Raw genomic sequence first — 24,167 nt, 5'->3', positions numbered from 1 at the left:
GCCCGGCTCGACCGGGCGATCCAGTACGCCGCGGCGTCTCGATTGTTCTCGGGCGTCTCTGGAATACTGGATCCCCGCATTCGCGGGGATGACAGCCGAGAGAACAGAGCGACTGGAAGGCAAGATGTTTGACCTCAACGAGCTCGAGCGCGCGCACAAGATCGTCGGCACCGCGGTGCCGGCGACGCCTGCGCATGCCTGGCCGCTGCTGGCTGAACGGCTCGGCACCGAGGTCGTGGTCAAGCATGAGAACCACACCCCGACTGGCGCCTTCAAGGTGCGCGGCGGGCTGGTCTATCTCGAACGTCTGAAGCGCGAGCGGCCCGATGTGCCCGGCATCATCTCGGCGACGCGCGGCAATCACGGTCAGAGCCTGGCGTTTGCCGCGGGCCGTCACGGCGTGCCGGCCGTAATCTATGTGCCGCGTGGCAACTCGGTCGAGAAGAACCGCGCCATGCACGCGTTCGGCGCCGAGCTGGTCGAGCATGGCGACGACTTCCAGGCGGCGCGGGAAGAGGCCGAGCGCCGTGCCCAGTTCGCCGGCCTGCACATGGTGCCGTCGTTCCACCCGGACCTGGTGCTGGGCGTTGCGACCTACGCGCTCGAACTGTTCCGCACCGCGCCCGATCTCGACATTCTCTACGTGCCGATCGGGCAGGGCTCCGGCATCTCGGGCTGCATCATGGCGCGCGACCTGCTCGGGCTGAAGACCGAGATCGTCGGCGTGCAGTCGACCGAGGCGCCGTCCTACGCGCTGTCGCTTGCGGCCGGAAAGATCGTGACCACCGAGACGAGCAACACGCTTGCCGACGGCATGGCGACGCGGATTCCCGATGCGGATGCGTTCGCCCTGATCCGCAAGGGCGCCTCCCGCATCGTGCAGGTCACCGACGACGAGGTCGCCCAGGCGATCCGCGCCTACTGGACCGACACTCATAATCTCGCAGAAGGCGCAGGTGCTGCGGCGCTTGCGGCTGCGCTGCGGGAAAAGACCAGGCTCGCCGGCAAGCGGGTCGGCCTGATCCTGAGCGGCGGCAATATCGATTTCGATCTGTTCCGGACCTGGATCGGGACGGATGCCGCGCCGGCCGCCCAGCGGGCGGTGGCGTGAAAAGCATGTAAGGGGACGACCATGAACCAGCCCGCATCCGCCTACTTCCTCGAAGAGCGTCACGATCCCAACGAGACGCACACGCTGTCGGTGCTCGTGCAGAACGAGCCCGGCGTGCTCGCGCGCGTGATCGGGTTGTTCTCCGGCCGCGGCTACAACATCGAGAGCCTCACGGTCTCGGAGACCGAGAGCCAGAAACATCTCTCGCGGATCACGATCGTCACCACGGGCACGCCGATGGTGATCCAGCAGATCAAGCATCAGCTCGACCGCATGATCCCGGTCTACCGCGTCGTCGACATGACGCTGACCGGCAGCTCGATCGAGCGCGAGCTTGCGATGGTCAAGGTGAGGGGCGGTGGCGATCACCGCGTCGAGGCGCTGCGGCTGGCGGATGCGTTCCGCGCCCGGGTGATCGACGCCACGACCGAGAGCTTCGTGTTCGAGATCACGGGCAACTCGTCCAAGATCAGTCAGTTCATCGACCTGATGCGCCCGCTGGGGCTGGTCGAGGTGTCACGAACCGGGGTGGCCGCGATCACGCGCGGGCCGGAAGGGATGTGAATCATGTTGGCGCGCGACTGGTACTACACGCAACGGCGGCAGGTCGGTCTCGATACCGCGGTGGCCTCGATCTATGACGTCAGCGAGGACAGCGATGTCCGTGCCCGTCAGGCGCTGACCATGCTCGGCGCCAAGCCGGGCTGGCGGATCGCCGATATCGGCTGCGGCAACGGCGTGCTGGCGACCGAAGCGGCGCTGCTGGGCGCCGAGGTTGACGCCATCGACATCTCGCCGGCGATGATCGGGCTCGCCGAAATCTATGCGCGCGACCGCAAGGCGAAGATCCGGACCCAGCCGGCCGGCCTGTTGTCTTTCGCCTATCAGCCGAATTCCTACGATCTGATCGTCAGCGAGTTCACGCTGCATCATTTGCCCGACTTCTGGAAGGCGGTGGCGCTGTCGCGGATCTTCAACGCGCTGAAGCCCGGCGCCAACTTCTATCTGCGCGACATGGTGTTCGTCAGCATGCCCGACGGCGTCGATCGCGATGTCGAAGGGTGGGCCGATTTCTCGATCAAGAACCACGATTTCGAGCGCGAAAGCGTGATCACCCACATGCGCGACGAATATTCGACCTTCGGCTGGGTGATGGAGCGCATGCTGACCGAGACCGGTTTCACGCTGGTCTCCGTCGATTACCACGCGCCGCTGCACGGTACCTACCTGCTGCGCAAACCGATGCCGGACCAACAGATCTAGATCCCAACCGAAATCCCGACCGAAACGGAAGCAAAAGAAGAACAACAATGAAGCCGGCCGATGTTGGCATCGCCGTCATGGTCGCGGTGATCTGGGGGCTTGCGTTCGTCGCAAGCCGGATCGCGCTCGATGAGCTGCCGCCCGAATTGATGACGGCGCTGCGCTTCGGCATCGCGGCCCTGCCGTGCCTGTTGCTGCGCAAGCCGCGCCAGGTCTCGTGGCTGCTCCTGATCGGAATCAGCCTCACCTTGTTCCTCGGCCAGTTCCTTGCGCAGTCGATCGCAATCGCCCACGGCGTGCCGGTCGGGCTCACCAGCGTGATCGTGCAGAGCCAGGCGCTGTTCACCATCGGCTTTGCCGCGCTGTTGTTCGGCGAACTGCCGTCGCGGTCGCAGACCGCCGGCATCGCCATCGCAGCGATCGGCCTGCTGATGATCTGCGGCACCGTCGGCTACGATTTCAGCGTCACCGCCTTTGCCATCCTGATGATCTCGCCGGTCTCGTTCGCAATCGGAAACCTGTTGCTGCGGCCGGCGCAGGGCGCGCGGATGTTCGATTTGTTCGCATGGCTTTGCCTGTGCGCGGCGGTCCCGTTGTTCGGCCTGTCGCTGCTGACGCTGGGCGCCAAGCCGATCTGGCAGTCGCTGTCGCATCTGTCGCCGGCCGGCATTGTCTCCATGCTGTTTGTCGGCGCCATTTCCACCAGCATCGCCTACTGGCTGTGGGGCCGGCTGCTGCGAGATTATCCGGCGGCGCAGGTGGTGCCGTTCGCACTGCTGGTGCCGTTCGTCGGCTCAGCCGCTTCGAGCATCGTGTTCGGCGAGAAGTTCGGGCCGCTGCGGCTGGCCGGCATGGTCACTGTCATCGCCGGCATCGCCGTGATGCTGCTGTCGAAGCGGCCAAAAGCTCTGCCGAAAGTCGCGTGAGGGCACCATGTCGAATTCGCTGCTATTCGCCTTTGTCGTGTTCGCGGTCGTGATGTTCTTCACGCCGGGCCCCAACAACATCATGCTGCTGTCGTCGGGGCTGACCTATGGCTTCCGCCGCACCGTGCCGCACATCGTCGGCATCACGGTCGGCTTCGCCTTCATGGTCGGGGCGGTCGGGGTCGGGTTAGGGGCGGTCTTCATCGCCTATCCGGTGCTGCAGACGATCCTGAAATATGGCGGCGTCGCCTACCTGGTCTATCTCGCCGCCGTCATCGCCATGGCCGAGCCGCCCTCGGCGGACAAGGACGACAAGGGCGGCCGCGGCCCGATGACGTTCTGGGGCGCGGCCATGTTCCAGTGGATCAACGCCAAGGGCTGGGTGATGGTGATCGGCACCATCACGGCCTATGCGGCGATCGCTGCCTTTCCGTGGAACATCGCGATCCAGGTCGGCCTGAGCCTGATCCTGGGGACGGTGTCCTGCATCGTCTGGGCCTTGTTCGGCACCGCGCTGCGGCCGATCCTGACCTCGCCCCGGGCGATCCGTGCCTTCAACGTAGTCATGGCCATCCTGCTCCTGGCCTCGCTCTACCCGGTCTTCATGGACGCATGATGCCGCACCGCGGCATGCGAGATGGGGGTTTCCCCTGAGGGGGAAAATGCTCTAGACAACGCCGGAAATTCGCGGGCGCCCGGCGGTTCTGACCTTCCGAAAGCCTGATTCATCGGCCGATTTTGGCCCCCTTCAAACGAGGAAACCACGATGCGAGTTTACTACGATCGCGATGCCGACCTGAACCTGATCAAGGGCAAGAAGGTTGTCATCGTCGGCTATGGCAGCCAGGGCCACGCCCATGCGCTGAACCTGAAGGATTCCGGTGTCAAGGAAGTCGCCATTGCGTTGCGCAAGGGCTCGGCCTCGGCCAAGAAGGCGGAAGCCGCCGGCTTCAAGGTGATGGAAGTCGCCGAGGCCGCCAAGTGGGCCGACCTCGTCATGATGCTGACCCCGGACGAGCTGCAAGGCGACATCTATCGCGAGCACCTGCACGACAACATGAAGAAGGGCGCGGCGCTGGTGTTCGCCCACGGCCTCAACGTGCACTTCAACCTGCTCGATCCGCGTGCCGACCTCGACGTGCTGATGATCGCGCCGAAGGGCCCCGGCCACACCGTGCGCTCGGAATATCAGCGCGGCGGCGGCGTGCCCTGCCTGATCGCGATCGCCAAGGATTCCTCGGGCAATGCCCATGACCTCGGCCTCAGCTACGCCTCGGCGATCGGCGGCGGCCGCGCCGGCATCATCGAGACCACCTTCAAGGAAGAGTGCGAGACCGACCTGTTCGGCGAGCAGGTTGTGCTCTGCGGCGGCCTGGTCGAGCTGATCAAGGGCGGCTACGAGACGCTGGTCGAGGCCGGCTATGCGCCCGAGATGGCCTATTTCGAGTGCCTGCACGAAGTGAAGCTGATCGTCGACCTGATCTATGAAGGCGGCATCGCCAACATGAACTACTCGATCTCCAACACCGCCGAATACGGCGAGTACGTCACCGGTCCGCGCATCGTCACGGCCGAGACCAAGGCGGAGATGAAGCGCGTGCTCGCCGACATCCAGGGCGGCAAGTTCGCCCGCGACTGGATGCTGGAGAACAAGGTCAACCAGACCTCGTTCAAGGCGACCCGTGCCAAGCTCGCCCAGCACCCGATCGAGGAAGTCGGCGCCAAGCTGCGCGACATGATGCCCTGGATCAAGAAGGGCGCGCTGGTCGACAAGACCAAGAACTAAGGCTGAATTTGCCGGGCGAGCGCGGTTCGCTTGCCCTGCACGCCAAAACAAAAGGGTGGGCGCGTTGCCCACCCTTTTTCTTTGTCACGAAGACGGCAGGGACGTTAACCGGCCGCCACCGGCTGCTTCTCGATCCTGTTGTGCAGCTGCCAGAACCGCACGGTGCGCTGTGCAGTCTCCAGCGACAGCCGCCGGTAATCGCGCTGCGCGATCTCGAGCGTTGCGTTGTCGATCGAATGCGGCAGCGGCCGCTTGCGCAGGATGCTTTCGACCGTCGGCCAGTTCAGCCGCGCCGAGCGGCACGGGATCAGGATCAGGTCGGAGCGCAGCCCGAGCATCAGGCGCTCGATCATCGCGATCGGCATGTCGTTGAGCACGGCGAGCGCGACCGTGACCTCGTCGAACTTGCCGGATTCGGCGAATTTGAAGACGGCCGCGTCATCGAGCTCGTTCAGCTGCTTCATCAGCTTGACCAGCTCTTCGGCGATGCCGTAGTTGCGGCGCGGAGCGGCGGCCTCTTCCTGCGCGATGTCGTTCAGCACCTGGCTGATCTCCTCGCGCGCCCTGGGCGACGCGATCGCGAGCAGGCGGGCGCGCACCGTATCCTTGGCGCGCTGCAGCAGGTCGCGCAGCAGCTTGGCCGGAATGTCGATGCGCAGCCCGAGGATCTCGACCAGCTCGTCGTCGCCTTCGGCGCGGGCGACGATCGAGGAATAGCCGTTGTCGGAGAACTGCGCGCCGGCGTTGTTGGCGAGACGCCGGATCACTCTGTCTTCGCCGCGGTCGATGATCACGTCGGTGACGGAGGCGGGCAGGTTTTCCCGCGCCGAGATCGCGAACAGATGGTCCTGTCCCTTGCTGCTCGCGATCTCGCGCAGTGCGTCGCTTGAGAGGCGGCTGGAGTGGGTCAGTACGTCGCCCGCGACGCCGATGTCGTCGTCCCAGGCGAGGTGCTGAATCACCTCAAACGGCGCATAGTCGAGCGGCGCGAGCCGCTTGCTGAGCTCGGCCCGCGCCCGCGTCTCGACGCGCGCGACGAGCAGGCAGAGCACGTCGTCGAACACCTTGACCTGTTCATCGTTGAGGCGGTCGCCGTCGTTCAGGAACAGATCGGTGACCTGCCGCAGCGTCTGCACGCGTTTGGCGGATGTTCCGTCCCGGACCGCATCTTCGAGTTCGGCAATAATCGATTGTGACGCCTGTTGCGCCATCGATGGGCAACCTTGTTTTTGTTGAATGACACCTGTCTGCACCATGCAGGGCGCGGTCTTACACGTGCGTTAAGGTGGAACCCGGTGCAAATACGGGTGCATCGCATCCTTAACGGGGCGCGACCGGACACGATGCAATTTTCGCTTTCGACGGAGCCGTCGGAGCTAGAGCTTCGGTTCTGATTGAATCAGAACCGAAGTTCCAGCTTCTTGTCTTGACGCGTTTTCTTCACGCGAACCGGTGCCCGCTTCGCTCGAAAACGCTCTAATGCGCATTAAGGGATTATTTAGGACGACGCACGCCGCGCGACGGCAAAGATGTCGATCGATGCGGCGCGCCCGCGCAATTGCGTCGAGCCGAGCGGCTCGATGACGAAATCCTGCTCTGAAGGTAGCAGGCGAAGCAGCTCGCCCGAGATCAGCAGCGGCCGGCTAGTCTCCTTGCAATGCGCCTGCAGCCGCGCCGTGACGTTCACGGTGTCGCCGAAATAGGCGATCTGCCGCCGCGACACCCCGCATTCGCTGACCACGACCGGGCCGGCGTGCATTCCGGCCCGAAACGCGGGCACCACGCCGAACTCCTTGCGATACTGACCGGCCCGCCTGGCAAGGCGGTCCTCGATCGCAAACACGCAGTCGAGATAACGCCGCGAGGTCTTGCCCGCGCCGGCCGGCCACGTCACGATGACCTCGTCGCCGACATAGGCGTGAATCTCGCCGCCATGCGCCACGATGGCGTCGTCGATGTCGCAGAAGAAGCGCGTCAATAGCTCCTGCACGCGCAGCTCGCCCATCGCCTCCGCCAGCGACGTCGAGCCGACGAGGTCGAGAAACAGCAGCACGCGGTCCTCGCGCACCGGCCGGCGATAGCGTCCGAGCACGACGTTGAGCAGCGTCCGCCCGCCGATCATCCGGACCAGCTCGTAGATTGTCGTGATCGGGATCGACATCAAGAGGCCGACGCCGATGATCTTCAGGAAGGTGTCGCGAATCCACTTCGCCTCCAGCCCATGCCCGTACAGAACGATCTCCAGCACGACCGCGGCGACTGCGACGATGGCGGTCAGAATGACGGAGCGGCCGATCAACTCGACGATGAGCGGCCGCCGCCGCAGCCAGCCGCCGCGCGCGACCAGATAGAGATGCGACGCCCAGACGATCAGGGAGATGGCGGCGCCCTCGAGGGCGCTGCGCGAATAGTTCGCGATCGAGGCCTCGTCGGACTCATCGAAGGCGTAGCGGAACAGTCCGCCGACGAGCAGACCGAACACGGCCAGAACGATCGCAGGCGTTACCGCGCGCCGCATGGTCCCTCCACCTCCATGAAATATCCTGCGCGGATCGGGAAGGCTAGCGGTTGCACGGTGCGGTCGGGGGTGAACGGGATACGCTGCAGCGGCACTAATGTATGGTTCGATCGCGGGATCGATCGGAAAGGGACGGCGGCATGAAAACGGTGTTTAAGCTAAGGCCTCTGATCACGGCCGTGTTCGTCACCGCCCTCGCATCAGCGGCTCACGCCGGCGACCAGGGCGATCCCGAGCAGTCGTGCGACGGCAACACCTTCCAGATGGTCGAATGCCTCAAGGCCAAGACCGCGCGATGGGACAAGCGGATGAACGTCGCCTATCAGCAGGCGCTGAAGGATGCCGCCGGCGACAAGCAGCGCGAACAGCTCCGCACCGCGCAACGGCTGTGGATCCAGTACCGTGACGCCAACTGCCTGTATTACGACCTCGGCGAGGGCACCATCGCCCGCCTCGATGCCGGCGAATGCATGCGCAGCATGACCGAGACCCGGGCAAAGGAACTGGAGAATCTTGGCCATCAGTGAGCCATGTTCCGGAGTCACGACCGCGGTCATGAGCCACGGAAAAAGCCAGGACGAACTGACCCAGCTTGCGGAGGAGGCGCTGCGCGCCCAGCCCGGCTGCGAGACCGCGCGCGTGCCGGCGGTCGCCGCGCTGCCCGATGCACAGATCGGGCGCAACTGGGAGATCCCGAACGTCGTGCTCGGCGACAGCTTGATCAGTGACGTCGATCGCGCGGTGCTGTCGGTTCATCGCCAGCTCGGCCGCAAGTTTCACCTTGTGTGAGGGGACCTGATCCGGTCGTGCCTCAGCTCGCCTGTGCCCGACGCGGCGCGGGCCGCGCGGCCATGCTGAGCATCCTGAGCGCGAACACGACGGCAAGCGGCACCAGGAACAGCGCGTAAAGCGGCATCTCCGGAATCCGCTTGCCGAACGAGACCATGAACTGCAGCAGCAGATAATAGCCGCCGACCAGGTGCAGCGTGCGCCAGGCGCGCGGGCCCAGCATCGCAGCCGTGCGATCGAACGAGGTCGCTGTCAGCGCGATAATGACGAGATAGCCGATGCCGCCGAAGATGTAGGAGACAACAGAGATCGCGGCCGCGAAGCCTGCCGGATCGAGCACCGCAAACGCGGCGATCGCAACCGCATGGATGGCGTGCGAGGCCGCGAAGGTGACGCCGAGGTAGCGGCGATTGCGGCGCTGCCAGTGCGTCCAGGCGTTCGGCCAGAGCTGCGCCAGCGCGGCCGCCGAGAAGGCGAGGCAGAACAACAGCAGCGAGGTCCGCGCCGTGAAGCGGATCACCATCCGCACGCCCTCGACCTCGAACTGCCGCATCGCGGCGATCCAGATCGAAAGGCCGATCAGGGTCAGCGTGAGCAGGCCGAACAGCCGCCAGCCTTCGAACCAGTTCCGACCCGTCGCCATATCCCGCCTCCCGCTGTTGATGTAATCATCAGTTACATTTTGCGATCGGGTGCGGTCAATCCGTGTAATCATTGCTTACATTCACAAGCGGGTGATGCTAGAGGTGCGCCATGCGCCGTCCTGCCAAGAGTTCCCCCAGCAGCCCGCCTGCCGGAGGCCGGTCGCCCAAGCCCCGTCCAGCGCGGGCGCCGGCGGCCAAGCCCTACCACCACGGCGACCTCCGCCGGGTCCTGATCGACGCCGCCATGCAACTGGTCGGCGAGGGTGGGCCCGAGGCGGTCAACGTGCGCGAGGCCGCCCGCCGCGCCGGGGTCTCGCCGGGGGCGCCGTTCCGGCATTTCCCGAGCCGGGACGCCCTGATGAACGCGGTGGCGGAGGAGGCGCAGCGCCGCTTCCGCGCCGAGATCGGGGCGGCGCTGGCCGAGGCGCCGCCAAGCGATCCGCTCGGCCGCTTCCGCAGCCTCGGGATCGCCTATCTGCGCTGGGCGATGAAGAACCCGACCCATTTCGAGATCATCTCAAGCCGCCGCTTCTTCGACCACGACCGCTCGGCTGGCGTCTCCAGCGACAATGCCGAACTGATCGGCCTGACCGAGCGCACGCTGGCGGAGGCATTTGCGGCCGGTCAGCTCGCCGCGCACGACCTCAAGCAGGTCCAGATCGCCGGCCGCGCGCTGGTCTATGGCTTTGCGCGGATGCACATCGACGGTCACTTGCCGCGCTGGGGCGTCGGCGAAACAGAGGTCGACCAGATGGCCGCTGACATCGTCGATCTCTTCATTGCCGGCATCGCGGGACGCGCAGCACCTGCGGCCAAGGTCTAAGGCCCGCGCTGCCTGATGCGGCAAGCCGGGCGGGCAAATTCATTGCGCGTTCATGACGATTCAACTACGATTTTGTGACACGGCGCAGACACCGGCTGTGCGGTGTGCCTCCTGGCCATTGCCAGCCAAGGCCGTGCCATTGCGCCGGGTTGTATTGCGTCCCGTCCATGGCGCCCGCGCCTCAGCAAAACTCTTCCGTTGCCGCGCTCGCCGGCGGTCTCGCCGCGCTCGGCATCTGGCGCTTGATGGCGGTCGCCGCACCGCATCTCGGCGCGCTGATCGTGATGCTGCGGACCGAGACCGATTTCGGCTCGCGGTTCTGCTTCCTGCTCACCTGGGGAATTCTCAACTTCCTGTTCATCGCGCTGCTGCGCCGGCCGGCGCTGTCGGGCGCGCTGTCGCTGACGCTGGTCGTGGTGCTGGTGCTGCTGTCGCGGTTCAAGCACGACGTGGTGCAGATGACCGCGAACTTCGTCGACCTGATGGTGATCGACCGCGACACCGCGTCGTTCCTGCTCACGATCTTCCCGAACCTGCGCTGGTCGATCATCGGCGCCGGCCTCGTCACGCTGCCCTTGATGTACGCGTTGTGGTGGCTCGATCCGTTCCGCATCCGCCGCCTGCCGGCCGCGGCCGCTTGCCTCGCCTGCACCGCGGCGCTCTCCGGCTATGCCTTCGCCTGGCCGGATGAAGCCTGGCGCGGCTATTACGACGACGGCTATCTGTCGAAATTCGCGCGCTCCGGCGTGACTGCGGTGTCCGACTTCGTCACCTACGGCTTCATGGAGTCGGATCCAACCGCGAGCGAGCAGCTCAAGGTGCCGCTGGTCGACGCCTGCCATCCCGCCGGGCGGCGGCCGAACATCATCATGATCCATGATGAATCGAGCTTCGACATCCGTGCCGCCTCCGGCATCAAGGTGCCGCCGGGCTATGGCAGCCAGTTCAAGTCCTATGACGGCGTCGAGCGCAAGTTCCTCGCCGAGAGCAATGGCGGGCCGAGCTGGTTTACCGAGTACAACGTGCTGGCGGGATTGTCGTCGCGCTCGTTCGGCCGGTTCTCCTATTTCGTCACCCGCATCGCATCCGGCCGGGTCGCGCGCGGCCTGCCGCTGGCGCTGCGCCGCTGCGGCTATGACACGCTCTCGCTGTATCCGGCGTTCGGCGCCTTCATGAGCGCGCGCAACTTCCAGACCACGACCGGCATCCAGCAGTTCTACGACGCGCATGATTTGCATGCCAAGGACGTCGAGCCCGACAGCTTCTTCTACGACAAGGCGCTGAAGCTGATGGCGGAGCAGAAGACATCGACCACGCCGCTGTTCACCTTCGTCTATCTCGCCGCCAACCATTTCCCGTGGGAGACCAAGTTCCGTCCGGACCTGCTGCCGTCATGGAAGCGGCCGGGCAATTCGCCGTCGGTCGACGAATATCTGCGCCGGCAGGCGATGAGCGCCACTGACTACGCCGGCTTCGTCGCGGCGTTGAAGAAGAAGTTCCCGGCGCAGCCGTTCCTGATCGTGCGCTATGGCGATCATCAGCCGGAGTTCTCGCCGCAGCTGCTCGATCCCAAGCTCGACGAGGCGGGCATCGGCAAGAAGCTGATGGATTACGATCCGCGCTACTACGCGACATATTACGCGATCGACGCCGTCAACTTCGAACCGGTGAAGAGCCCGGCGGTGATGGACACGATCGACGCCGCCTATCTGCCGCTGGTGATCCAGGAGGCCGCTGGTATTCCGCTCGATCCGTCGTTCGAGGAGCAGAAGGCCATCATGCTTCGCTGCAACGGCGCGTTCTATTCCTGCAAGGACGGCGCAGAAGCGCGCCGCTTCAACCGCATGTTGATCGACGCCGGGATCATCAAGGGACTTTAGCGATCCTACTATTTTCCCCCGACCTTCTCCCACAGCCAGCGCGCCACGACGTCGGGCGACGATGATGCGTCGTTGCCCGACGCACGCAGATTTGCCTCGCGCATCTGGGCGATGCCGATCTTGCCGAGCAGCGGCCGCAGCGCGGCCTTGAAGGCCTCGTCGTCGCGCCGCTTTGGCGACAGCAGCACGATCGCGTCATAGGGCGGGATGGCGTGCCTGTCGTCCGCGAGCGTGACCAGGTCGTATTTCGCGATCAGCCCGTCGCTGGTGTAACCGGCGATGACGTCGACCTCGCCGGAGGCGACGGCGGCGTACATGAAATCCGGCTGCATCTGGCGCTGGGCGCGGAACGTTAGCCCGTAGGCCTTCTGGATGCCGGCCCATTCCGGCCGCGAGAAGAATTCATAGTCGCCGGCGATCGACATCGCTGGAGCGCGCGACGCCAGATCGGCGATTGAGTGAATACCGAGCTGATCGGCGCGCGTCTTGGGCATCACCAGCGCATAGGCATTCTCGAAGCCGAGCTCGCCGAACAGCGTGATGTCCTGCTTCGCCAGCGTCGTCTTGAGCTCGCCCAGCAGCTCGGCGCGCGGCTTGATATCGGGGTGGTGGAACTGGTTGGCCCACAGCGTGCCGGAATAGTCGATGTAGACATCGATATCGCCGGATGCGAGCGCGTCGAAGATCACGTTGGAGCCGAGGCCGGCGCGGGTCGTGGCCGAAAGGCCGGCCGCCTGCAGCCGCTGCGTGATCAACGCCGACAGCACATATTGCTCGGTAAAGGTCTTGGCGCCGACGACGTAGCGCGCATGCGGACGCGCGATCGCCGGAACCAGCATTGCCGCGATCAGGGCGGCGATGCCGAGCCCGCCGAGCGCGGTCCGGATCCGGCTGCGGTTGCGCAATCCGTTCTCGATCAGCGCCAGCAACTGGTCGACGACAAGCGCGAGCACGGCCGCGGCGAAGCAGCCGAACAGCACGAACACCCAGTTCTGGGTCTGCAGTCCTGCGAAAATGTAATTACCGAGGCTGGTCTGGCCGATCGGCGTCGACAATGTCGCGGTGCCGATCACCCACACCGCCGCGGTGCGGATGCCCGCCATCATCACCGGCAGCGCCAGCGGCAGCTCGACCATGGTGAGCGATTGCCGCGGCGTCATGCCGACGCCCTGGGCGGCCTCCAACACGGCGGGGTCGACGCCCGACAGTCCGGTGATGGTGTTGCGCAACACCGGCAGCATCGAATAGAGCGCAAGCGCCAGCACCGCGGGCAGGAAGCCGAAGGCGGAAAAGCTGAAGCCGAGCCAGGCCGCCGTCAGCGCGGCGAGCGCCAGCAGCAGCGGATAGAACAGCGCAAGCAGCGCAAGACCGGGCACGGTCTGCACGATGCTGGCAAGCCCGAGCAGCGCGGTGCGCAGCACCGGCCGGTTGCGGGCGATGATCGCGAGCGGCAGGCTGATCAGAAGCCCGAGCGCCAGCGCGGCCACGCTGACCCGCACATGATTGCCGAGATAGTCGGGCAGGTGGGCAAGCGCCTCGCTCCAGCGCGGATCGGTTGACAGGCTCATGCCGTGCCGTCCCGCGGCAGCAATGCGCCCAGTCGCTCGGCCTGTCGCCGCGGCGTGCGCATGAGTTCGCCGACATAGCCGTCGGTGCTGGCTGTGAGCTCAGCCGGCGTGCCCAGCGCAAGCAGCCTGCCGCCGTGCATCACCGCGACACGATCGGCGAGCAGCAACGCCTCGGTCATGTCGTGGGTGATCATGACCGTGGTCAGGCCGAGCTCGCGGTGCAGGGTTCGATAGTCGTCGCCGAGCGCGTCGCGGGTCAGCGGATCGAGCGCGCCGAACGGCTCGTCCATCAGCACGATGCGCGGCTTCGCAGCCAGCGCACGCGCGACGCCGACGCGTTGCCGCTGGCCGCCGGACAGCTCGTGCGGCAGACGGTCGCGATATTGTGAGCGGTCGAGCCGCACGAGGTCGAGCAGCTCGTCGATCCGCGCCGAGATCTCCGGCTGCGGCCAGCCGAGAAGTTTTGGCGTGATGCCGATATTGCCGGCGACGGTGAGATGCGGAAACAGCCCGCCGCTCTGGAAGACATAGCCGATGCGGCGCCGCAGCAGGATCGGGTCGATGCGGCTGACGTCCTCGCCCTCGACGGCGATCTTGCCGCGGTCGACTTCGATCAGCCGGTTGGCGAGCCGGAGCAGAGTCGTCTTGCCGGAGCCCGAGCCGCCGACAACGGCCAGGAATTCACCCTCGGCCACGTCAAGCGAGACGTCGTCGACCGCCACCACGCGACCATCGTCAAAACTCTTGCCGACATGCGCGTAGGCAATCAGCGGCGTTGCGGGCATTCCAGTGCAACCTCATGTCTCACTATCGTGAACGACAGTGATAGCCCATAAAACGGACTTTGACTTGAGGCGCAGGCGGCTGCGCTGCGTGGTCTCGCAAGCTGTTCCAGTCGGGCAGCTGAAGTGGATCAGCCCCCTTGGGGGCTGTGAGCATACATCACACTTCGTTCTTGGGTACGTATTTGCCCATGATGCACTTATAACTCTGCAGGTGCCATTCGTGATACGGCCCCTTGGCGAGCCAGTCGGCGATGCCGATCTGCGCATTCACTGCGCAGGCTCCCATGGTGATGCCGGATTGGTCACTGGTGGTAACGACCTTTTCCATACAGAGCTGAGAATTGCAGAGGATGGCGACGAGCGTAACGAGCATGATAGCCTTTATCGGTGGGGTTAACCCGGTCTGTACCGACTCATGCAGGGTTCATGCCACTATCAGCAGCCTTGACCTCGCGACCGGCCAGACCGGGAAAGTACGGCTGGAGCGAATCACCGCGTCCGCCAGCGCGTAGCCGCACGCGCGCAGATACGCTATAGTTGCTGCCCAACTACGACGTGAGATCGGGGCCAGCGAGGGACGTTGCGCGGTCGGGGCTGCATCGATGATGACGTTACCTGAGTTGGCGGCAGGTGCTTTGGAGAAGTTTCTCGCAACGCATGTGAGCCGCACCTTTGGAGCTTCGCAGGCGCGCTTCGGCGAACTGCTGCCGGCCGCCGCTCGCATCGCGCTGGAATGCATCGGCAACAGCGATGCGCTCTATCACAATGTCGAACATACGATGCTGGTCACGCTGGCCGGGCACGACATCATCCGCGGCCGCGCGCTGCACACCCACGTCACCGCCGAGGACTACACCCACACGATCATCGCCTGCCTGACCCACGACATCGGCTATGTACGCGGCCTTCTGAAGGGCGATGGTCCGGACGGCTACGTCATCGATGCCTCCGGCAAGAAGGTGGTGCTGCCGCGCGGCTCGTCGGATGCCGGCCTGATGCCGTATCATGTCGACCGCTCCAAGTTGTACGTGCTTGATCGACTCGAGGCCGTGCTTCCGCTCGATCGCGAGCGCGTCGCGCGGAACATCGAGGGGACGCGGTTTCCGGCGCCCGAAGGCCGGCAATATGACGATGAGGCGGCGATCGTCCGGGCGGCAGATTTCATCGGGCAGCTCGGCGATCCCAACTACATCAGGAAGGCCAACGCGCTCTATCACGAGTTCGAGGAAGTCGGCATCAACCGTCAGCTCGGCTATGAATCGCCGGCCGATATCGTCGATCGCTATCCGCAATTTTACTGGAACATGGTTGCGCCGCACATCCAGGGCGCCATCAACTGCCTGAACATGACGGCAAGCGGCCGCCAGTGGATCGCGAACCTCTACAGCAACGTGTTCCGCGCCGAGCGCGAGGTCACGCTGTCCGGCCCGCAGATCTGACGCCAAGCGCTCGCGGGCCGCGGCCTTTCAGCACGGGTCGCCCTGTATTCCCCCATCGGTTGTGGGGCGTCCACATTTAGGCCTGCTTCATCGTTGCACAGTCCGTTGAAATCGGCGACCTTGCGCCATGGGCTTCTCCAACGACCGTGTTCTCGACCGCTTCAGCATGATCTCCCGTTTCGCTCAATTGATTGCGACTGTCATCGTCTGCTGGCCTGCGCTCGCGCTTGCCGCCGGGCCGGTCTACGACGTCGATCTCTACGCGCTGATGTCGGGCAGCTGTCGCAATGTCACCGTCGCGGGCCGCAGCTATAGCTGCAAGGCGGTGGCCTATTTCCACACCTTGCGCGGCCGTTCCGAATTCACCGTGGTGCTCGACGATCCCGCCGACAAGAGCCACATCATCTCGTTCTCCGGCGAGAGCACCGAGCGCACCCAGGACAATCTGTTCGAGCTCGCGGTCGACCGCATGCTGCTGAAGTCGAGCGACCGCCCGCGCGTCGACGGCCTGCCGGTGCCGCTGGTCGAGATGTCGACGGGCTCTTGTCGCCAGGTCGGAAGCTTCATCACGCGGCAGGTGTCCACCATCACCTGCGCCGCCACCGACCAGAACGGCAAGAAGTACGAACTGAGCTTCGAGTCGGATGGCTCGCCGATGACGCTGCGCCGGTTGCGCCAATCGACGCTGCCGTCCGAACGGCAACGGGCGCGCCAGATCGCGCAGCTCGAATGCCGTCTCAAGGCGCGCGCCGCGCAAGTGCTGCCGCGGGACACGACGGCCTTCATGATCCGCTGTCTTGGCGAAGACGACAGCAAGCCGGTGGACGGCCAGCGATAATGCCCGGCGCTCCGGATCAGGCGTGAGGAGAACGCGATGCGCATGAAATTCACCATCGCCGCCGCCCTTGTCACCGCGGTCCTTGGCGTGTGCATTGCCGGGCCTGCCGCCGCACAAAGGTACGATCCGTACTATCCGGTGTGCATGGAAGTCTATGAGGGCAGGATGACGCCCGAGTACATCGATTGCAGCTTCACATCGCTTCCGCAGTGCCAGGCAACGGCCTCCGGGCGATCGGCGACATGCTCGGTCAATCCCTTCTACAAGGGTCCAAAAACAGAGCCGAAGAAGGGGCAGCGCCAACGCACGGAGTAGCGCGCCCGGGCAGGGTGTATTGTTCGCCCGTGACGGCCCGCATGCGGACGCTTCGCCGGTGCTGTTGACACACCTCCGGCAGTTGCGTGGAAACCTTCCGGACGACAAGGAGAGACCGATGCGCCTGAAATTGTTCGCGATCGCCGCATGCGCGGTCGCCGCTTTTGGTGGTGTACTTGCGGAACCTGCCGCCGGGCAGGCCTATGATCCGAACTATCCCGTGTGCATGCATGTCTATGGCGGCCGGTTCGGCGGAAACTACATCGATTGCAGCTTCACCTCGATCCCGCAGTGCCAGGCGAGCGCATCGGGCCGTGGCGCAATGTGCTCGGTGAATCCGTTTTTCGCGCCGCAACCGCCTCCGAAGCGCCGGGCGCATCGCGGACGGCATCATCGCGGTTACTGACGCAGGCCGGCAGATTTCAGTCCTGCTGGGATCTCAGGTCGGCGCGCCCATCGCATAGGGCTTGAGCACCGCATAGAGCATGTCGTGCGTCGGCGTCGCCACGCCGAGCTTGCGGCCGAGCTCGACCACCTTGCCGTTCAGCCAGGGCAGTTCGAGCCGGTTGCCGCGTTCCAGATCGAGCGCCATCGAGGCCTTCATGGCCGGCGGCGCGTGTCCGATGAAGGCGAGCACCTTCTCCAGCGCATCCGGCGGCAGCTTGACGCCGCTGGCATGGGCGACGGCAATAATCTCCTCGCAGGCCGACACGAAGAACGGGCGCAAATCGGGATCGTCGCGCAGCCTGCCGATCGGCAGCCGCGTGACCGCGGTCATGCCGGCATTGGTGGCAAGGCCTACGAACTTCATCCAGAGCTCGGTGTTGATCGCTTCGCTCAGCGTCGCGTCGAAGCCGGCCTTCAGGCAGAGCTCGAGCAGCGCCTTGCCGCGCGGTGTGATCCGGCCGTCGAGCTCGCCGAAGATCATGCGCATGAAGGTGCCGACCTGGTTGATCACGCCGGGCTTGATGATCGAGGCTGAGATCTGCGCGACGCCACCCATCACGGCGTTCGGTCCGAGGATCGGAATCAGCCGGTCCGGCGCGTCGATGCCGTTCTGCAGCGGGATCACGGCGGTGTCGGGACCGACCATCGGCTTGATGTGCGCCCCGGCGCTTTCGACGTCCCACAGCTTGACGCAGAACAGCACGATATCGACCGGTCCGACGCTTGCCGGATCGTCGGTCGCCTGGGTGGGGACCAGATGGGTTTCGCCGCGGCCGCCCTGAACCTTCAGCCCCTCGCTCCGCATCGCGGCCAGATGGGCGCCGCGCGCGATAAAGGTGACGTCGGCGCCGGCATGCGCGAGCGCCGCACCAAAGCCACCGCCGACACCTCCGGCGCCTACCACTGCGATCCGCATGTTTTTCTCCTTGTCATCGCGTTGGCCCGTAGCCTCGGCGATGTCAGAACAATTCTCAACCCGTCTTGCCGTGAAAACTGCGTGAGCGCGGCCGCATTGGCGCGTCCTGCGCCGTCTTCCTGCGTTGAACTTGCCTCCCCAAACCGCTAAGCCATCTTGCATAGTTCGGGAGGCAGTGCAGTGGGGATGACGGAGCCGACGGCGGTCGCGCTTGACAATGCGACGGTGGCGTTTCGGTTGGCGGATGGACGCGTCTATACCGCGGTCGAGCAGGCCAATCTTGCGGTGGCGCATGGCGAGTTCGTCGCCATTGTCGGCCCGACCGGATGCGGAAAGTCGACGCTGCTCAATGTCACCGCGGGGCTTCTGAAACCCGCCGCCGGGTCGGCGCGGATCTTCGACAAGCCGCTCGCCGGCCTCAACCGCGACGCCGGCTACTTGTTCCAGGCCGATGCGCTATTCCCGTGGAAGACCGCGATCGACAATGTCGCGATCGGGCTTGAGATATCGGGCACGCCGCGCACCGAGGCGCTCGCGCGCGCGCAGAAATGGCTCGTTGCGGTCGGGCTCGGTGCCTTTGCGGGCCGCTATCCGCATATGCTGTCGGGCGGCCAGCGCAAGCGCGTCGCGCTGGCGCAGGTGCTGATCCGCGATCCGAAGATCCTGCTGATGGACGAGCCGTTCGGCCCGCTCGACGCCCAGACCCGGCAGATCATGGGCAATCTGCTGCTGGAATTGTGGAGCGCCGACCGCAAGGCGGTGCTGTTCGTCACCCACGATCTCGAGGAGGCGATCGCGTTGGCCGACCGCGTCGTGATCATGTCGGCAGGTCCGTCTGCGCGCATCATCGGCGACTGGCGCATCACGCTGCCGCGGCCGCGCGACATCTCTGAAGTCAGGATGGAGAAGGATTTCCATGCCCTGCACCGCGAGATCTGGTGCGTGCTGAAGGACGAGGTGATGACGGGCTATGTCCAGTCGACGCAGGCGGGGGCCGCCTGATGTCGCGCGTCACGCTATTGTTCCTGCAGGTCCTGGTCGCCGTCGTTACGCTGGCGCTGTGGCAGCTCTTTGCCACCGTGCCGGTGTTCGGCAAGGTGCTGCTGCCGCCATTCTTCTTCTCCAATCCGGTCGACGTCTTCAGCCAAATTGTAAAGTGGTTCTCGAGCGGGGTGATCTGGAAGCATCTTGCGATCACGCTGTGGGAATCGATCCTCGCTTTCCTGATCGGCTCGGCCGGCGGCATCCTGGTCGGCTTCTGGTTCGCGCGGCAGCCGCGCGTCGCCGCGGTGTTCGATCCCTATGTGAAGATGGTCAATGCGCTGCCGCGCGTCGTGCTGGCGCCGATTTTCGCGCTGTGGTTCGGGCTCGGCGTCTCGTCCAAGGTCGCGCTCGGCGTGACGCTCGTGTTCTTCATCGTGTTCTTCAACGTCTATCAGGGCGTCAAGGAGGTTCCGACCACGGTGCTCGACAATGGCCGCATGCTCGGCATGAACGAGCGGCAGCTGATGCGCCACGTCTACTGGCCCTCGGCGCTGTCCTGGATGTTCTCCTCGCTGCACACGTCGGTCGGCTTTGCGGTGGTCGGCGCGGTGGTCGGCGAATATCTCGGCTCCGCGGCTGGCCTCGGCTATCTGATCCAGCAGGCCGAGGGCGTGTTCGACGTCGCCGGCGTGTTCGCCGGCATGTTCGTGCTGTCGGCCTTCGTCATCCTGATCGACATGGCAGTGACGGCGGTGGAGAAGCGGCTTCTGGTTTGGCGGCCGACGGCGGTATCGCGGGACTAACCGTCATTGCAATCAAAGAGGCCGCCAACGAAGGCGGCCTCTACGCGTTCTGGGTCCGAAACCGTCAGGTCTTGTATCCCTGGCTGTGGCACCACCACGAAATGCCATTGGTATCGTGGCCAAACTTCAGAAAGGATTCCCTACATTCGTTGAAGTTGTGGAAACGTTTGACGCCCTCTGGCCAGCAAACGACCGGCGTAGGATTGGGCCAGCTACTGGAGACGGAGCAGGCTGCTCCCGAGGTTGCCTGCCTAGCGGGGGCGGGTTTGTTCTCGGCATTTGCGGGGGCAATCGACAAGATCGCGACAGCTAGGCCCGCGAGGAGTAACGAGGCTTTCATGGCTATCTTCTCCCAAATCCCACCGTGGCTCGGTGGTGCGTCACTATACTACAGGTCGTACGGCAGGAGCGGTTCAATTCGCGTTTCGCGTTGTGAAATGCGGCGACGATCATCTCTGTTCGTCTGCCGCGTGCAGTTGAAAAGATCTGCGCTACTCATCGACGCGGCGGCTCGGCCGTGCCAGGCCAGTCATTGCGTTTCAAGCGATAGAGCGCCTGTCGCCGGAGCGGGTCCGATTCCTTGACGCGCGGATGGTCAAAATCGTCGGCCGGGTAGTGCGACATCCCCAATCTGGACATGACGCGAAGAGAGCGCGTGTTGTGGTCGCTCGCATGCGCGACAATCTCGGGTAGACCCAGCTCTCGGAAGCCAAATTCAAGCGCCTTGCGACCTGCCTCGGTGGCGAGCCCCTGTCCCCAACATGCCCGTGCCAGACGCCAGCCAACTTCCACGGTGGGCGTGAAGTGGGCCGGGAAATTGACAACCAGCAGTCCGACCGCGCCGACAAAAGTCCCGGAAGGGCTCAATTCCACGGCCCACATGCAGAACCCATGGGTTGATTGATGCTCGATCTGGAAATCAACCCAGGCATCGCTGGATTCTCGTGTCGGGAGAGGGCGCAGATGTTGCATGACGGCGGGGTCTGCTGACATCTCCGCAAATCGAGCCCTATCGGTCTCTCGCCATGTTTGCAACGTCAGTCGGTGCGTGGATAATCTCATTCAATCGACCACGCGCGCTCGTGCTCCGGCGCGGCCTCCATCAACCCACGAATCTTCTCCGCCACCTCCGGGTCGACAGGATTGTAGACGATCATGCTGAGGTCGGGCCGGCCATCGACCGCGAACGCCGAATATTCGAACTTGACCGGGCCCAGGATCGGGTGCCGGAGCTGCTTGATGCCCTCGCCATGGGCCCGCACGTCGTTGTCGCGCCACAGCGCCGCGAATTCGGGGCTCAGCCGGCAGAGCTCATCGACGAACGGTTGCACCTCGGCGGCAGCTCCGGCGCGCGCCGCGTCCACCCTGAAGGCGCCGACGACGAAGCGCGCCACGCTTGCCCAGTCGTGCTGCGCGGCGCGGGCGCGCGGATCGAGGAACATGAAGCGCAACACGTTGCGCTCGCGCGGCGGCAGCGATCCATAGTCCGTCAGCATCACGGTCGCCGCCCGGTTCCAGGCGACGATGTCCCATGTCGCGGTCCTGATCACGGCGGGGATCGGCAGCAACGCGTCGAGCACGCGCTGCAATCGCGGCGTCACACCTTCGCTTCTGTGGTAGCGCACCTCGGGCGTGCGGCCGAGGCCGAGCAGGAACAGATGCTCGCGCTCGACATCGGTCAGCATCAGCGCACGCGCGATGCGGTCCAGCACATCCGCCGAGGGCGCGCCGCCGCGGCCCTGTTCGAGCCACGTGTACCAGGTCGCTGAGATGTTGGCGCGCTGCGCCACTTCCTCGCGGCGCAGGCCCGGCGTGCGCCGCCGCTCCGGAGGAAAGCCGAACGTCGCGGGATCGAGCTTGCTGCGGCGGTCCTTCAGATAGGCGCCGAGCAGGTTCTCTTGCAGGTTCTCTTGGGCGAGCCGCTCGCTCATCGTGTTAGTCATTATACCATGATAAAGTCACTACTTTACCACGATAGCGCGGCGACCCAGATTTGTCTCCAGCAAAACCTGGAGACTTGCTGATGCGCGTGTTTGTTACTGGAGCGACCGGCTGGGTCGGCTCGGCCGTCACTGACGATCTGATTGCCGCCGGCCATCAGGTGCTAGGCATGACCCGTTCGGACAAGGGCGCAGAAGCGCTCGCCGCCGCCGGCGCCAAGGTTCACTACGGAACGCTGGAGGATCTCGACAGCCTCAGAAGCGGCGCCGCGCAGGCGGATGCGGTGATCCACTGCGCCTTCAACCACGATTTTTCGAAGTTCGCAGAGAATTCCGAGCACGACCGGCGCGCCATCGAGACGCTCGGCGCCGTGCTCGAAGGCTCGAACCGTCCGCTGATCACGACGTCGGGCGTTGCGACCATGGCGCAGGGCCGCGTGGCCACCGAGGAGGACGCGCCGCATCCGCCTTCGCCCGCTTTGCCGCGCATGACCGAAGCGGCCACCACAGCGGTGGCGGCGCGCGGCGTGCGCGCCGGCGTCGTCCGGCTTGCGCCGTCTGTGCACGGCCATGGCGATCACGGCTTCGTGCCGCGCCTCATCGCCATTGCGCGTGAGAAAGGGGTCTCCGCCTATGTCGGCGAAGGGCTCAATCGCTGGCCGGGCGTGCATCGTCTTGATGCGGCCCGGCTCTATCGTCTCGCGCTCGAACGCGGCGTCGAAGGCGGCCCGTTCCATGCGATCGCCGACGAGGGCGTGCCGTTCAGGGCGATCGCCGAGGTGATCGCGCGGCGCCTGAACATTCCCCTGGTGTCGAAGTCGCCGGAGGAAGCGGTCGCGCATTTCGGCTTCCTGGGCAGGTTTGCCGGCGCCGACGTGCCAGCCTCGAGTGCGCGGACGCGGTCGCGGCTCGACTGGCAGCCGCAGCAGCCCGGGCTGATCGCCGACATCGATCACCCCGCCTATTTCGCGTAGCAAGCAGAGCAGGGTGGGTTACGCCTCGCTAACCCACCCTGCGCAGCTACGCACCTCACTCACAGCGGAAAGCACCGCATGTAGGCTGCGAACAATTTCTCATCGCTGTAGCTCACCAACTCTGCGTCGATCGCGTCGGCAAGTTCGACGTCGCGGTTTTGCACGCTCAGCCATGCTTTTGTATCGGCGGTAACAAACAAGCCAGCCTCTCCCACATGCCGTCCCGGCACCACCTGGAGATCCCTACCCTTGATCGTGACCGTCATATCCAGCGCGCTCGCCCCGGTGAAGCGCAGATGCGTCACGAGGTCGAGGCCGCGCGCCCTGCCGCGCTGAAATGCGAGCGAGAGCGAAAAGATGTAGGCCTGGATGCTGCCGGTATGGCGGCCGGAGGTGACATGCTGAACCTTCTTGTGCGGAAAGCGCCGCGTCACCGTGTCCTCGGCGTCAGTATCCGGGATCACATAGACGAACTCGTCCTTGGCGATCAGCGGTTGCACCACGTCGGCGAAATGGCCGTCGCGATCGCTGAGGAAAGGCCCGATCACGTCTTCGCCGGCCGGGCAGGCTGAGATGCAATAGGCCGCCTTGTAGCCCGGCTTGAACGACAGCGATTGCCAGACATTCAGCGTCTCGGTGCGGGGAACGCGGGCGCGATAATCCCTGGCGTCCTTTGCATCCGCGACCTTCTCCACCCACTGCGCGAAGTTGCCGAGAAAGTCGTGATAGTTGTGGGTGTGGCAGGACAGGAAATCGAAGCCGCCGTCCGGCTTGATGGCGCCGACCGGGCAAGCGGCGACGCACAGTTTGCATTCCAGGCAGGGATTGTAGTCGATCGGCTGGTCGTAGGCATCCGCCTCGCATCCGAGCAGGATCGTGCCGAGCAGGACAAAGCTGCCGAATTTCGGATGGATGACGCTGCGGTGGATTCCCATGCGTCCCAAACCTGCTTCGATCGCGATCGGCTTGTGCTGGACCATCATGATCCTGGGCAGGTCCATCTCCATCGGGAAGGCGGCGACCGAATTGCAGGACGGGATGCCGTGCTCGTCGAGCGCGCGAACGATCGCGCGCGCGGTCTCGTTGACGTGATCGTAGGTGCTGTGGAATTCCTCATTGGCAACCGAGCGCGACGGCGAGCGCACCGGCTCGCGGTTCATGTGGCAGGCGATCGCGAGCAGCGAGCGCGTCCGGCCATAGACCTTTCGGATGAAGTCCTGCTGCTGCGCGATTGCCGCCCGGTCGAACTCGATGATGCCGACATCGTCGGCGCCGCACTCCCGCGCGATCCGCTTGATGAGTTCCGAAGGAACCGGGACGTCGTGGACGTGCCGGCTGCCGCGAGCGCGCACAGCCCTGACCGTGGGGTGATCGTCCAGGCTCATGGTTCCGGCTCTCTATAAAATGACAATCATCAT

At 64.9% G+C, this 24,167-nt stretch carries 27 protein-coding genes; 17 read left to right on the top strand and 10 right to left on the bottom strand.

Annotated elements, in window-relative coordinates; translation table 11 throughout:
• Positions 1-124: 124 nt before the first annotated feature.
• The 6 genes from HAP48_RS02400 (at position 125) to ilvC (ending at position 5,086) form a co-directional block, all read left to right on the top strand.
• Complete coding sequence (locus HAP48_RS02400; RefSeq protein ID WP_166215073.1) at positions 125-1,111, top strand: threonine dehydratase; 987 nt, start codon at positions 125-127, stop codon at positions 1,109-1,111.
• 21 nt (positions 1,112-1,132) lie between these two features.
• Complete coding sequence (gene ilvN / locus HAP48_RS02395; RefSeq protein ID WP_016841057.1) at positions 1,133-1,675, top strand: acetolactate synthase small subunit; 543 nt, start codon at positions 1,133-1,135, stop codon at positions 1,673-1,675.
• A 3-nt stretch (positions 1,676-1,678) separates the two neighbouring features.
• Positions 1,679-2,374 carry a class I SAM-dependent methyltransferase gene (locus HAP48_RS02390; protein WP_166215076.1) on the top strand — a complete coding sequence of 232 codons (696 nt, stop codon included), beginning with the start codon at positions 1,679-1,681 and terminating at the stop codon, positions 2,372-2,374.
• 47 nt (positions 2,375-2,421) lie between these two features.
• Positions 2,422-3,300 (top strand): EamA family transporter, encoded by an 879-nt coding sequence (locus HAP48_RS02385; RefSeq protein ID WP_166215078.1) that lies wholly within the window; start codon positions 2,422-2,424, stop codon positions 3,298-3,300.
• A 7-nt stretch (positions 3,301-3,307) separates the two neighbouring features.
• Positions 3,308-3,916, top strand: a complete 609-nt coding sequence (locus HAP48_RS02380; protein ID WP_166215080.1) for a LysE family translocator — start codon at positions 3,308-3,310, stop codon at positions 3,914-3,916.
• Between the two features lie 150 nt (positions 3,917-4,066).
• Entirely contained in the window at positions 4,067-5,086 is a 1,020-nt protein-coding gene (ilvC, locus tag HAP48_RS02375) for a ketol-acid reductoisomerase (protein ID WP_029078826.1), read from the top strand.
• A gap of 104 nt (positions 5,087-5,190) precedes the next feature.
• On the opposite strand, the gene HAP48_RS02370 is transcribed toward ilvC, so the two are convergent.
• Together HAP48_RS02370 and HAP48_RS02365 are read right to left on the bottom strand one after the other, a co-directional pair.
• A complete protein-coding gene (locus HAP48_RS02370; protein ID WP_166215082.1) occupies positions 5,191-6,297 on the bottom strand; it encodes a DUF2336 domain-containing protein in 1,107 nt (368 codons plus the stop codon).
• Positions 6,298-6,584: 287 nt separating this feature from the next.
• On the bottom strand, positions 6,585-7,604 hold the full coding sequence (locus tag HAP48_RS02365; RefSeq protein WP_166215084.1) for an adenylate/guanylate cyclase domain-containing protein: 1,020 nt from the start codon (positions 7,602-7,604) through the stop codon (positions 6,585-6,587).
• Between the two features lie 140 nt (positions 7,605-7,744).
• On the opposite strand from HAP48_RS02365, the gene HAP48_RS02360 reads away from it, so the two are divergent.
• Both HAP48_RS02360 and HAP48_RS02355 read left to right on the top strand, forming a co-directional pair.
• Positions 7,745-8,131: a lysozyme inhibitor LprI family protein gene (locus tag HAP48_RS02360; RefSeq protein ID WP_224496886.1), complete on the top strand. Its 387-nt coding sequence runs from the start codon at positions 7,745-7,747 to the stop codon at positions 8,129-8,131.
• 28 nt (positions 8,132-8,159) lie between these two features.
• Positions 8,160-8,393 (top strand): hypothetical protein, encoded by a 234-nt coding sequence (locus HAP48_RS02355; RefSeq protein WP_166215086.1) that lies wholly within the window; start codon positions 8,160-8,162, stop codon positions 8,391-8,393.
• Positions 8,394-8,415: 22 nt separating this feature from the next.
• On the opposite strand, the gene HAP48_RS02350 is transcribed toward HAP48_RS02355, so the two are convergent.
• Positions 8,416-9,036 carry a hypothetical protein gene (locus HAP48_RS02350; protein WP_166215088.1) on the bottom strand — a complete coding sequence of 207 codons (621 nt, stop codon included), beginning with the start codon at positions 9,034-9,036 and terminating at the stop codon, positions 8,416-8,418.
• A 110-nt stretch (positions 9,037-9,146) separates the two neighbouring features.
• On the opposite strand from HAP48_RS02350, the gene HAP48_RS02345 reads away from it, so the two are divergent.
• Both HAP48_RS02345 and HAP48_RS02340 read left to right on the top strand, forming a co-directional pair.
• On the top strand, positions 9,147-9,860 hold the full coding sequence (locus HAP48_RS02345; RefSeq protein ID WP_166215090.1) for a TetR/AcrR family transcriptional regulator: 714 nt from the start codon (positions 9,147-9,149) through the stop codon (positions 9,858-9,860).
• Positions 9,861-10,027: 167 nt separating this feature from the next.
• Entirely contained in the window at positions 10,028-11,740 is a 1,713-nt protein-coding gene (locus HAP48_RS02340; protein ID WP_166215092.1) for a sulfatase-like hydrolase/transferase, read from the top strand.
• 8 nt (positions 11,741-11,748) lie between these two features.
• Here the strand turns inward: HAP48_RS02340 and HAP48_RS02335 are convergent, their stop codons facing one another.
• From HAP48_RS02335 to HAP48_RS02325, 3 genes are all read right to left on the bottom strand, one after another.
• Positions 11,749-13,308, bottom strand: a complete 1,560-nt coding sequence (locus HAP48_RS02335) for an ABC transporter permease/substrate-binding protein (RefSeq protein WP_166215094.1) — start codon at positions 13,306-13,308, stop codon at positions 11,749-11,751.
• A complete protein-coding gene (locus HAP48_RS02330) occupies positions 13,305-14,093 on the bottom strand; it encodes an ATP-binding cassette domain-containing protein (protein WP_166215096.1) in 789 nt (262 codons plus the stop codon). The genes HAP48_RS02335 and HAP48_RS02330 overlap by 4 nt, the downstream gene beginning before the upstream one ends.
• 157 nt (positions 14,094-14,250) lie before the next feature.
• Complete coding sequence (locus HAP48_RS02325) at positions 14,251-14,466, bottom strand: hypothetical protein (protein ID WP_166215098.1); 216 nt, start codon at positions 14,464-14,466, stop codon at positions 14,251-14,253.
• Positions 14,467-14,695: 229 nt separating this feature from the next.
• Between HAP48_RS02325 and HAP48_RS02320 the strand changes: the two genes are divergently transcribed.
• The 4 genes from HAP48_RS02320 to HAP48_RS02305 all read left to right on the top strand — a co-directional run bounded on the left by HAP48_RS02320 (position 14,696) and on the right by HAP48_RS02305 (position 17,091).
• Complete coding sequence (locus HAP48_RS02320; RefSeq protein ID WP_166215100.1) at positions 14,696-15,532, top strand: metal-dependent phosphohydrolase; 837 nt, start codon at positions 14,696-14,698, stop codon at positions 15,530-15,532.
• Positions 15,533-15,659: 127 nt separating this feature from the next.
• Positions 15,660-16,370, top strand: a complete 711-nt coding sequence (locus HAP48_RS02315) for a hypothetical protein (protein WP_224496885.1) — start codon at positions 15,660-15,662, stop codon at positions 16,368-16,370.
• A 36-nt stretch (positions 16,371-16,406) separates the two neighbouring features.
• Positions 16,407-16,685 carry a DUF3551 domain-containing protein gene (locus tag HAP48_RS02310; RefSeq protein ID WP_166215102.1) on the top strand — a complete coding sequence of 93 codons (279 nt, stop codon included), beginning with the start codon at positions 16,407-16,409 and terminating at the stop codon, positions 16,683-16,685.
• Between the two features lie 118 nt (positions 16,686-16,803).
• Entirely contained in the window at positions 16,804-17,091 is a 288-nt protein-coding gene (locus HAP48_RS02305) for a DUF3551 domain-containing protein (RefSeq protein WP_166215104.1), read from the top strand.
• Positions 17,092-17,124: 33 nt separating this feature from the next.
• Here HAP48_RS02305 and HAP48_RS02300 read toward each other — a convergent pair whose 3' ends face one another.
• On the bottom strand, positions 17,125-18,048 hold the full coding sequence (locus HAP48_RS02300; RefSeq protein ID WP_166215107.1) for a ketopantoate reductase family protein: 924 nt from the start codon (positions 18,046-18,048) through the stop codon (positions 17,125-17,127).
• A 186-nt stretch (positions 18,049-18,234) separates the two neighbouring features.
• Here HAP48_RS02300 and HAP48_RS02295 point away from each other — a divergent pair, with 186 nt between their 5' ends.
• Positions 18,235-19,050 (top strand): ABC transporter ATP-binding protein, encoded by an 816-nt coding sequence (locus tag HAP48_RS02295; protein ID WP_166215109.1) that lies wholly within the window; start codon positions 18,235-18,237, stop codon positions 19,048-19,050.
• Entirely contained in the window at positions 19,050-19,835 is a 786-nt protein-coding gene (locus HAP48_RS02290) for an ABC transporter permease (RefSeq protein ID WP_166215112.1), read from the top strand. The genes HAP48_RS02295 and HAP48_RS02290 overlap by 1 nt, the downstream gene beginning before the upstream one ends.
• A 495-nt stretch (positions 19,836-20,330) precedes the next feature.
• On the opposite strand, the gene HAP48_RS02285 is transcribed toward HAP48_RS02290, so the two are convergent.
• Positions 20,331-20,897 carry a GNAT family N-acetyltransferase gene (locus HAP48_RS02285; protein ID WP_166215114.1) on the bottom strand — a complete coding sequence of 189 codons (567 nt, stop codon included), beginning with the start codon at positions 20,895-20,897 and terminating at the stop codon, positions 20,331-20,333.
• The gene (locus HAP48_RS02280; protein ID WP_166217055.1) at positions 20,894-21,766 is read right to left on the bottom strand and encodes an MmyB family transcriptional regulator; all 873 of its coding nucleotides are present in this window, start codon (positions 21,764-21,766) and stop codon (positions 20,894-20,896) included. Before HAP48_RS02280 ends, HAP48_RS02285 begins: the two co-directional genes overlap by 4 nt.
• A gap of 92 nt (positions 21,767-21,858) precedes the next feature.
• On the opposite strand from HAP48_RS02280, the gene HAP48_RS02275 reads away from it, so the two are divergent.
• Positions 21,859-22,749 (top strand): SDR family oxidoreductase, encoded by an 891-nt coding sequence (locus HAP48_RS02275; protein WP_166215116.1) that lies wholly within the window; start codon positions 21,859-21,861, stop codon positions 22,747-22,749.
• Between the two features lie 59 nt (positions 22,750-22,808).
• On the opposite strand, the gene HAP48_RS02270 is transcribed toward HAP48_RS02275, so the two are convergent.
• A complete protein-coding gene (locus tag HAP48_RS02270) occupies positions 22,809-24,134 on the bottom strand; it encodes a 4Fe-4S binding protein (RefSeq protein ID WP_166215118.1) in 1,326 nt (441 codons plus the stop codon).
• Between the last annotated feature and the right edge of the window lie 33 nt (positions 24,135-24,167).

Source organism: Bradyrhizobium septentrionale (assembly GCF_011516645.4).
Classification (GTDB): Bacteria; Pseudomonadota; Alphaproteobacteria; order Rhizobiales; family Xanthobacteraceae; genus Bradyrhizobium; species Bradyrhizobium septentrionale.
This window is presented reverse-complemented; position numbering and strand designations above follow the sequence as displayed.

Excerpts from the sequence above, each read along its gene's own strand:
- HAP48_RS02400 (WP_166215073.1), top strand. The coding sequence starts at position 125 with ATGTTTGACCTCAACGAGCTCGAGCGCGCGCACAAGATCGTCGGCACC.
- ilvN (WP_016841057.1), top strand. The coding sequence starts at position 1,133 with ATGAACCAGCCCGCATCCGCCTACTTCCTCGAAGAGCGTCACGATCCC.
- HAP48_RS02390 (WP_166215076.1), top strand. The coding sequence starts at position 1,679 with ATGTTGGCGCGCGACTGGTACTACACGCAACGGCGGCAGGTCGGTCTC.
- HAP48_RS02385 (WP_166215078.1), top strand. The coding sequence starts at position 2,422 with ATGAAGCCGGCCGATGTTGGCATCGCCGTCATGGTCGCGGTGATCTGG.
- HAP48_RS02380 (WP_166215080.1), top strand. The coding sequence starts at position 3,308 with ATGTCGAATTCGCTGCTATTCGCCTTTGTCGTGTTCGCGGTCGTGATG.
- ilvC (WP_029078826.1), top strand. The coding sequence starts at position 4,067 with ATGCGAGTTTACTACGATCGCGATGCCGACCTGAACCTGATCAAGGGC.
- HAP48_RS02370 (WP_166215082.1), bottom strand. The coding sequence starts at position 6,297 with ATGGCGCAACAGGCGTCACAATCGATTATTGCCGAACTCGAAGATGCG.
- HAP48_RS02365 (WP_166215084.1), bottom strand. The coding sequence starts at position 7,604 with ATGCGGCGCGCGGTAACGCCTGCGATCGTTCTGGCCGTGTTCGGTCTG.
- HAP48_RS02360 (WP_224496886.1), top strand. The coding sequence starts at position 7,745 with ATGAAAACGGTGTTTAAGCTAAGGCCTCTGATCACGGCCGTGTTCGTC.
- HAP48_RS02355 (WP_166215086.1), top strand. The coding sequence starts at position 8,160 with ATGAGCCACGGAAAAAGCCAGGACGAACTGACCCAGCTTGCGGAGGAG.
- HAP48_RS02350 (WP_166215088.1), bottom strand. The coding sequence starts at position 9,036 with ATGGCGACGGGTCGGAACTGGTTCGAAGGCTGGCGGCTGTTCGGCCTG.
- HAP48_RS02345 (WP_166215090.1), top strand. The coding sequence starts at position 9,147 with ATGCGCCGTCCTGCCAAGAGTTCCCCCAGCAGCCCGCCTGCCGGAGGC.
- HAP48_RS02340 (WP_166215092.1), top strand. The coding sequence starts at position 10,028 with ATGGCGCCCGCGCCTCAGCAAAACTCTTCCGTTGCCGCGCTCGCCGGC.
- HAP48_RS02335 (WP_166215094.1), bottom strand. The coding sequence starts at position 13,308 with ATGAGCCTGTCAACCGATCCGCGCTGGAGCGAGGCGCTTGCCCACCTG.
- HAP48_RS02330 (WP_166215096.1), bottom strand. The coding sequence starts at position 14,093 with ATGCCCGCAACGCCGCTGATTGCCTACGCGCATGTCGGCAAGAGTTTT.
- HAP48_RS02325 (WP_166215098.1), bottom strand. The coding sequence starts at position 14,466 with ATGCTCGTTACGCTCGTCGCCATCCTCTGCAATTCTCAGCTCTGTATG.
- HAP48_RS02320 (WP_166215100.1), top strand. The coding sequence starts at position 14,696 with ATGATGACGTTACCTGAGTTGGCGGCAGGTGCTTTGGAGAAGTTTCTC.
- HAP48_RS02315 (WP_224496885.1), top strand. The coding sequence starts at position 15,660 with ATGGGCTTCTCCAACGACCGTGTTCTCGACCGCTTCAGCATGATCTCC.
- HAP48_RS02310 (WP_166215102.1), top strand. The coding sequence starts at position 16,407 with ATGCGCATGAAATTCACCATCGCCGCCGCCCTTGTCACCGCGGTCCTT.
- HAP48_RS02305 (WP_166215104.1), top strand. The coding sequence starts at position 16,804 with ATGCGCCTGAAATTGTTCGCGATCGCCGCATGCGCGGTCGCCGCTTTT.
- HAP48_RS02300 (WP_166215107.1), bottom strand. The coding sequence starts at position 18,048 with ATGCGGATCGCAGTGGTAGGCGCCGGAGGTGTCGGCGGTGGCTTTGGT.
- HAP48_RS02295 (WP_166215109.1), top strand. The coding sequence starts at position 18,235 with ATGACGGAGCCGACGGCGGTCGCGCTTGACAATGCGACGGTGGCGTTT.
- HAP48_RS02290 (WP_166215112.1), top strand. The coding sequence starts at position 19,050 with ATGTCGCGCGTCACGCTATTGTTCCTGCAGGTCCTGGTCGCCGTCGTT.
- HAP48_RS02285 (WP_166215114.1), bottom strand. The coding sequence starts at position 20,897 with ATGAGATTATCCACGCACCGACTGACGTTGCAAACATGGCGAGAGACC.
- HAP48_RS02280 (WP_166217055.1), bottom strand. The coding sequence starts at position 21,766 with ATGAGCGAGCGGCTCGCCCAAGAGAACCTGCAAGAGAACCTGCTCGGC.
- HAP48_RS02275 (WP_166215116.1), top strand. The coding sequence starts at position 21,859 with ATGCGCGTGTTTGTTACTGGAGCGACCGGCTGGGTCGGCTCGGCCGTC.
- HAP48_RS02270 (WP_166215118.1), bottom strand. The coding sequence starts at position 24,134 with ATGAGCCTGGACGATCACCCCACGGTCAGGGCTGTGCGCGCTCGCGGC.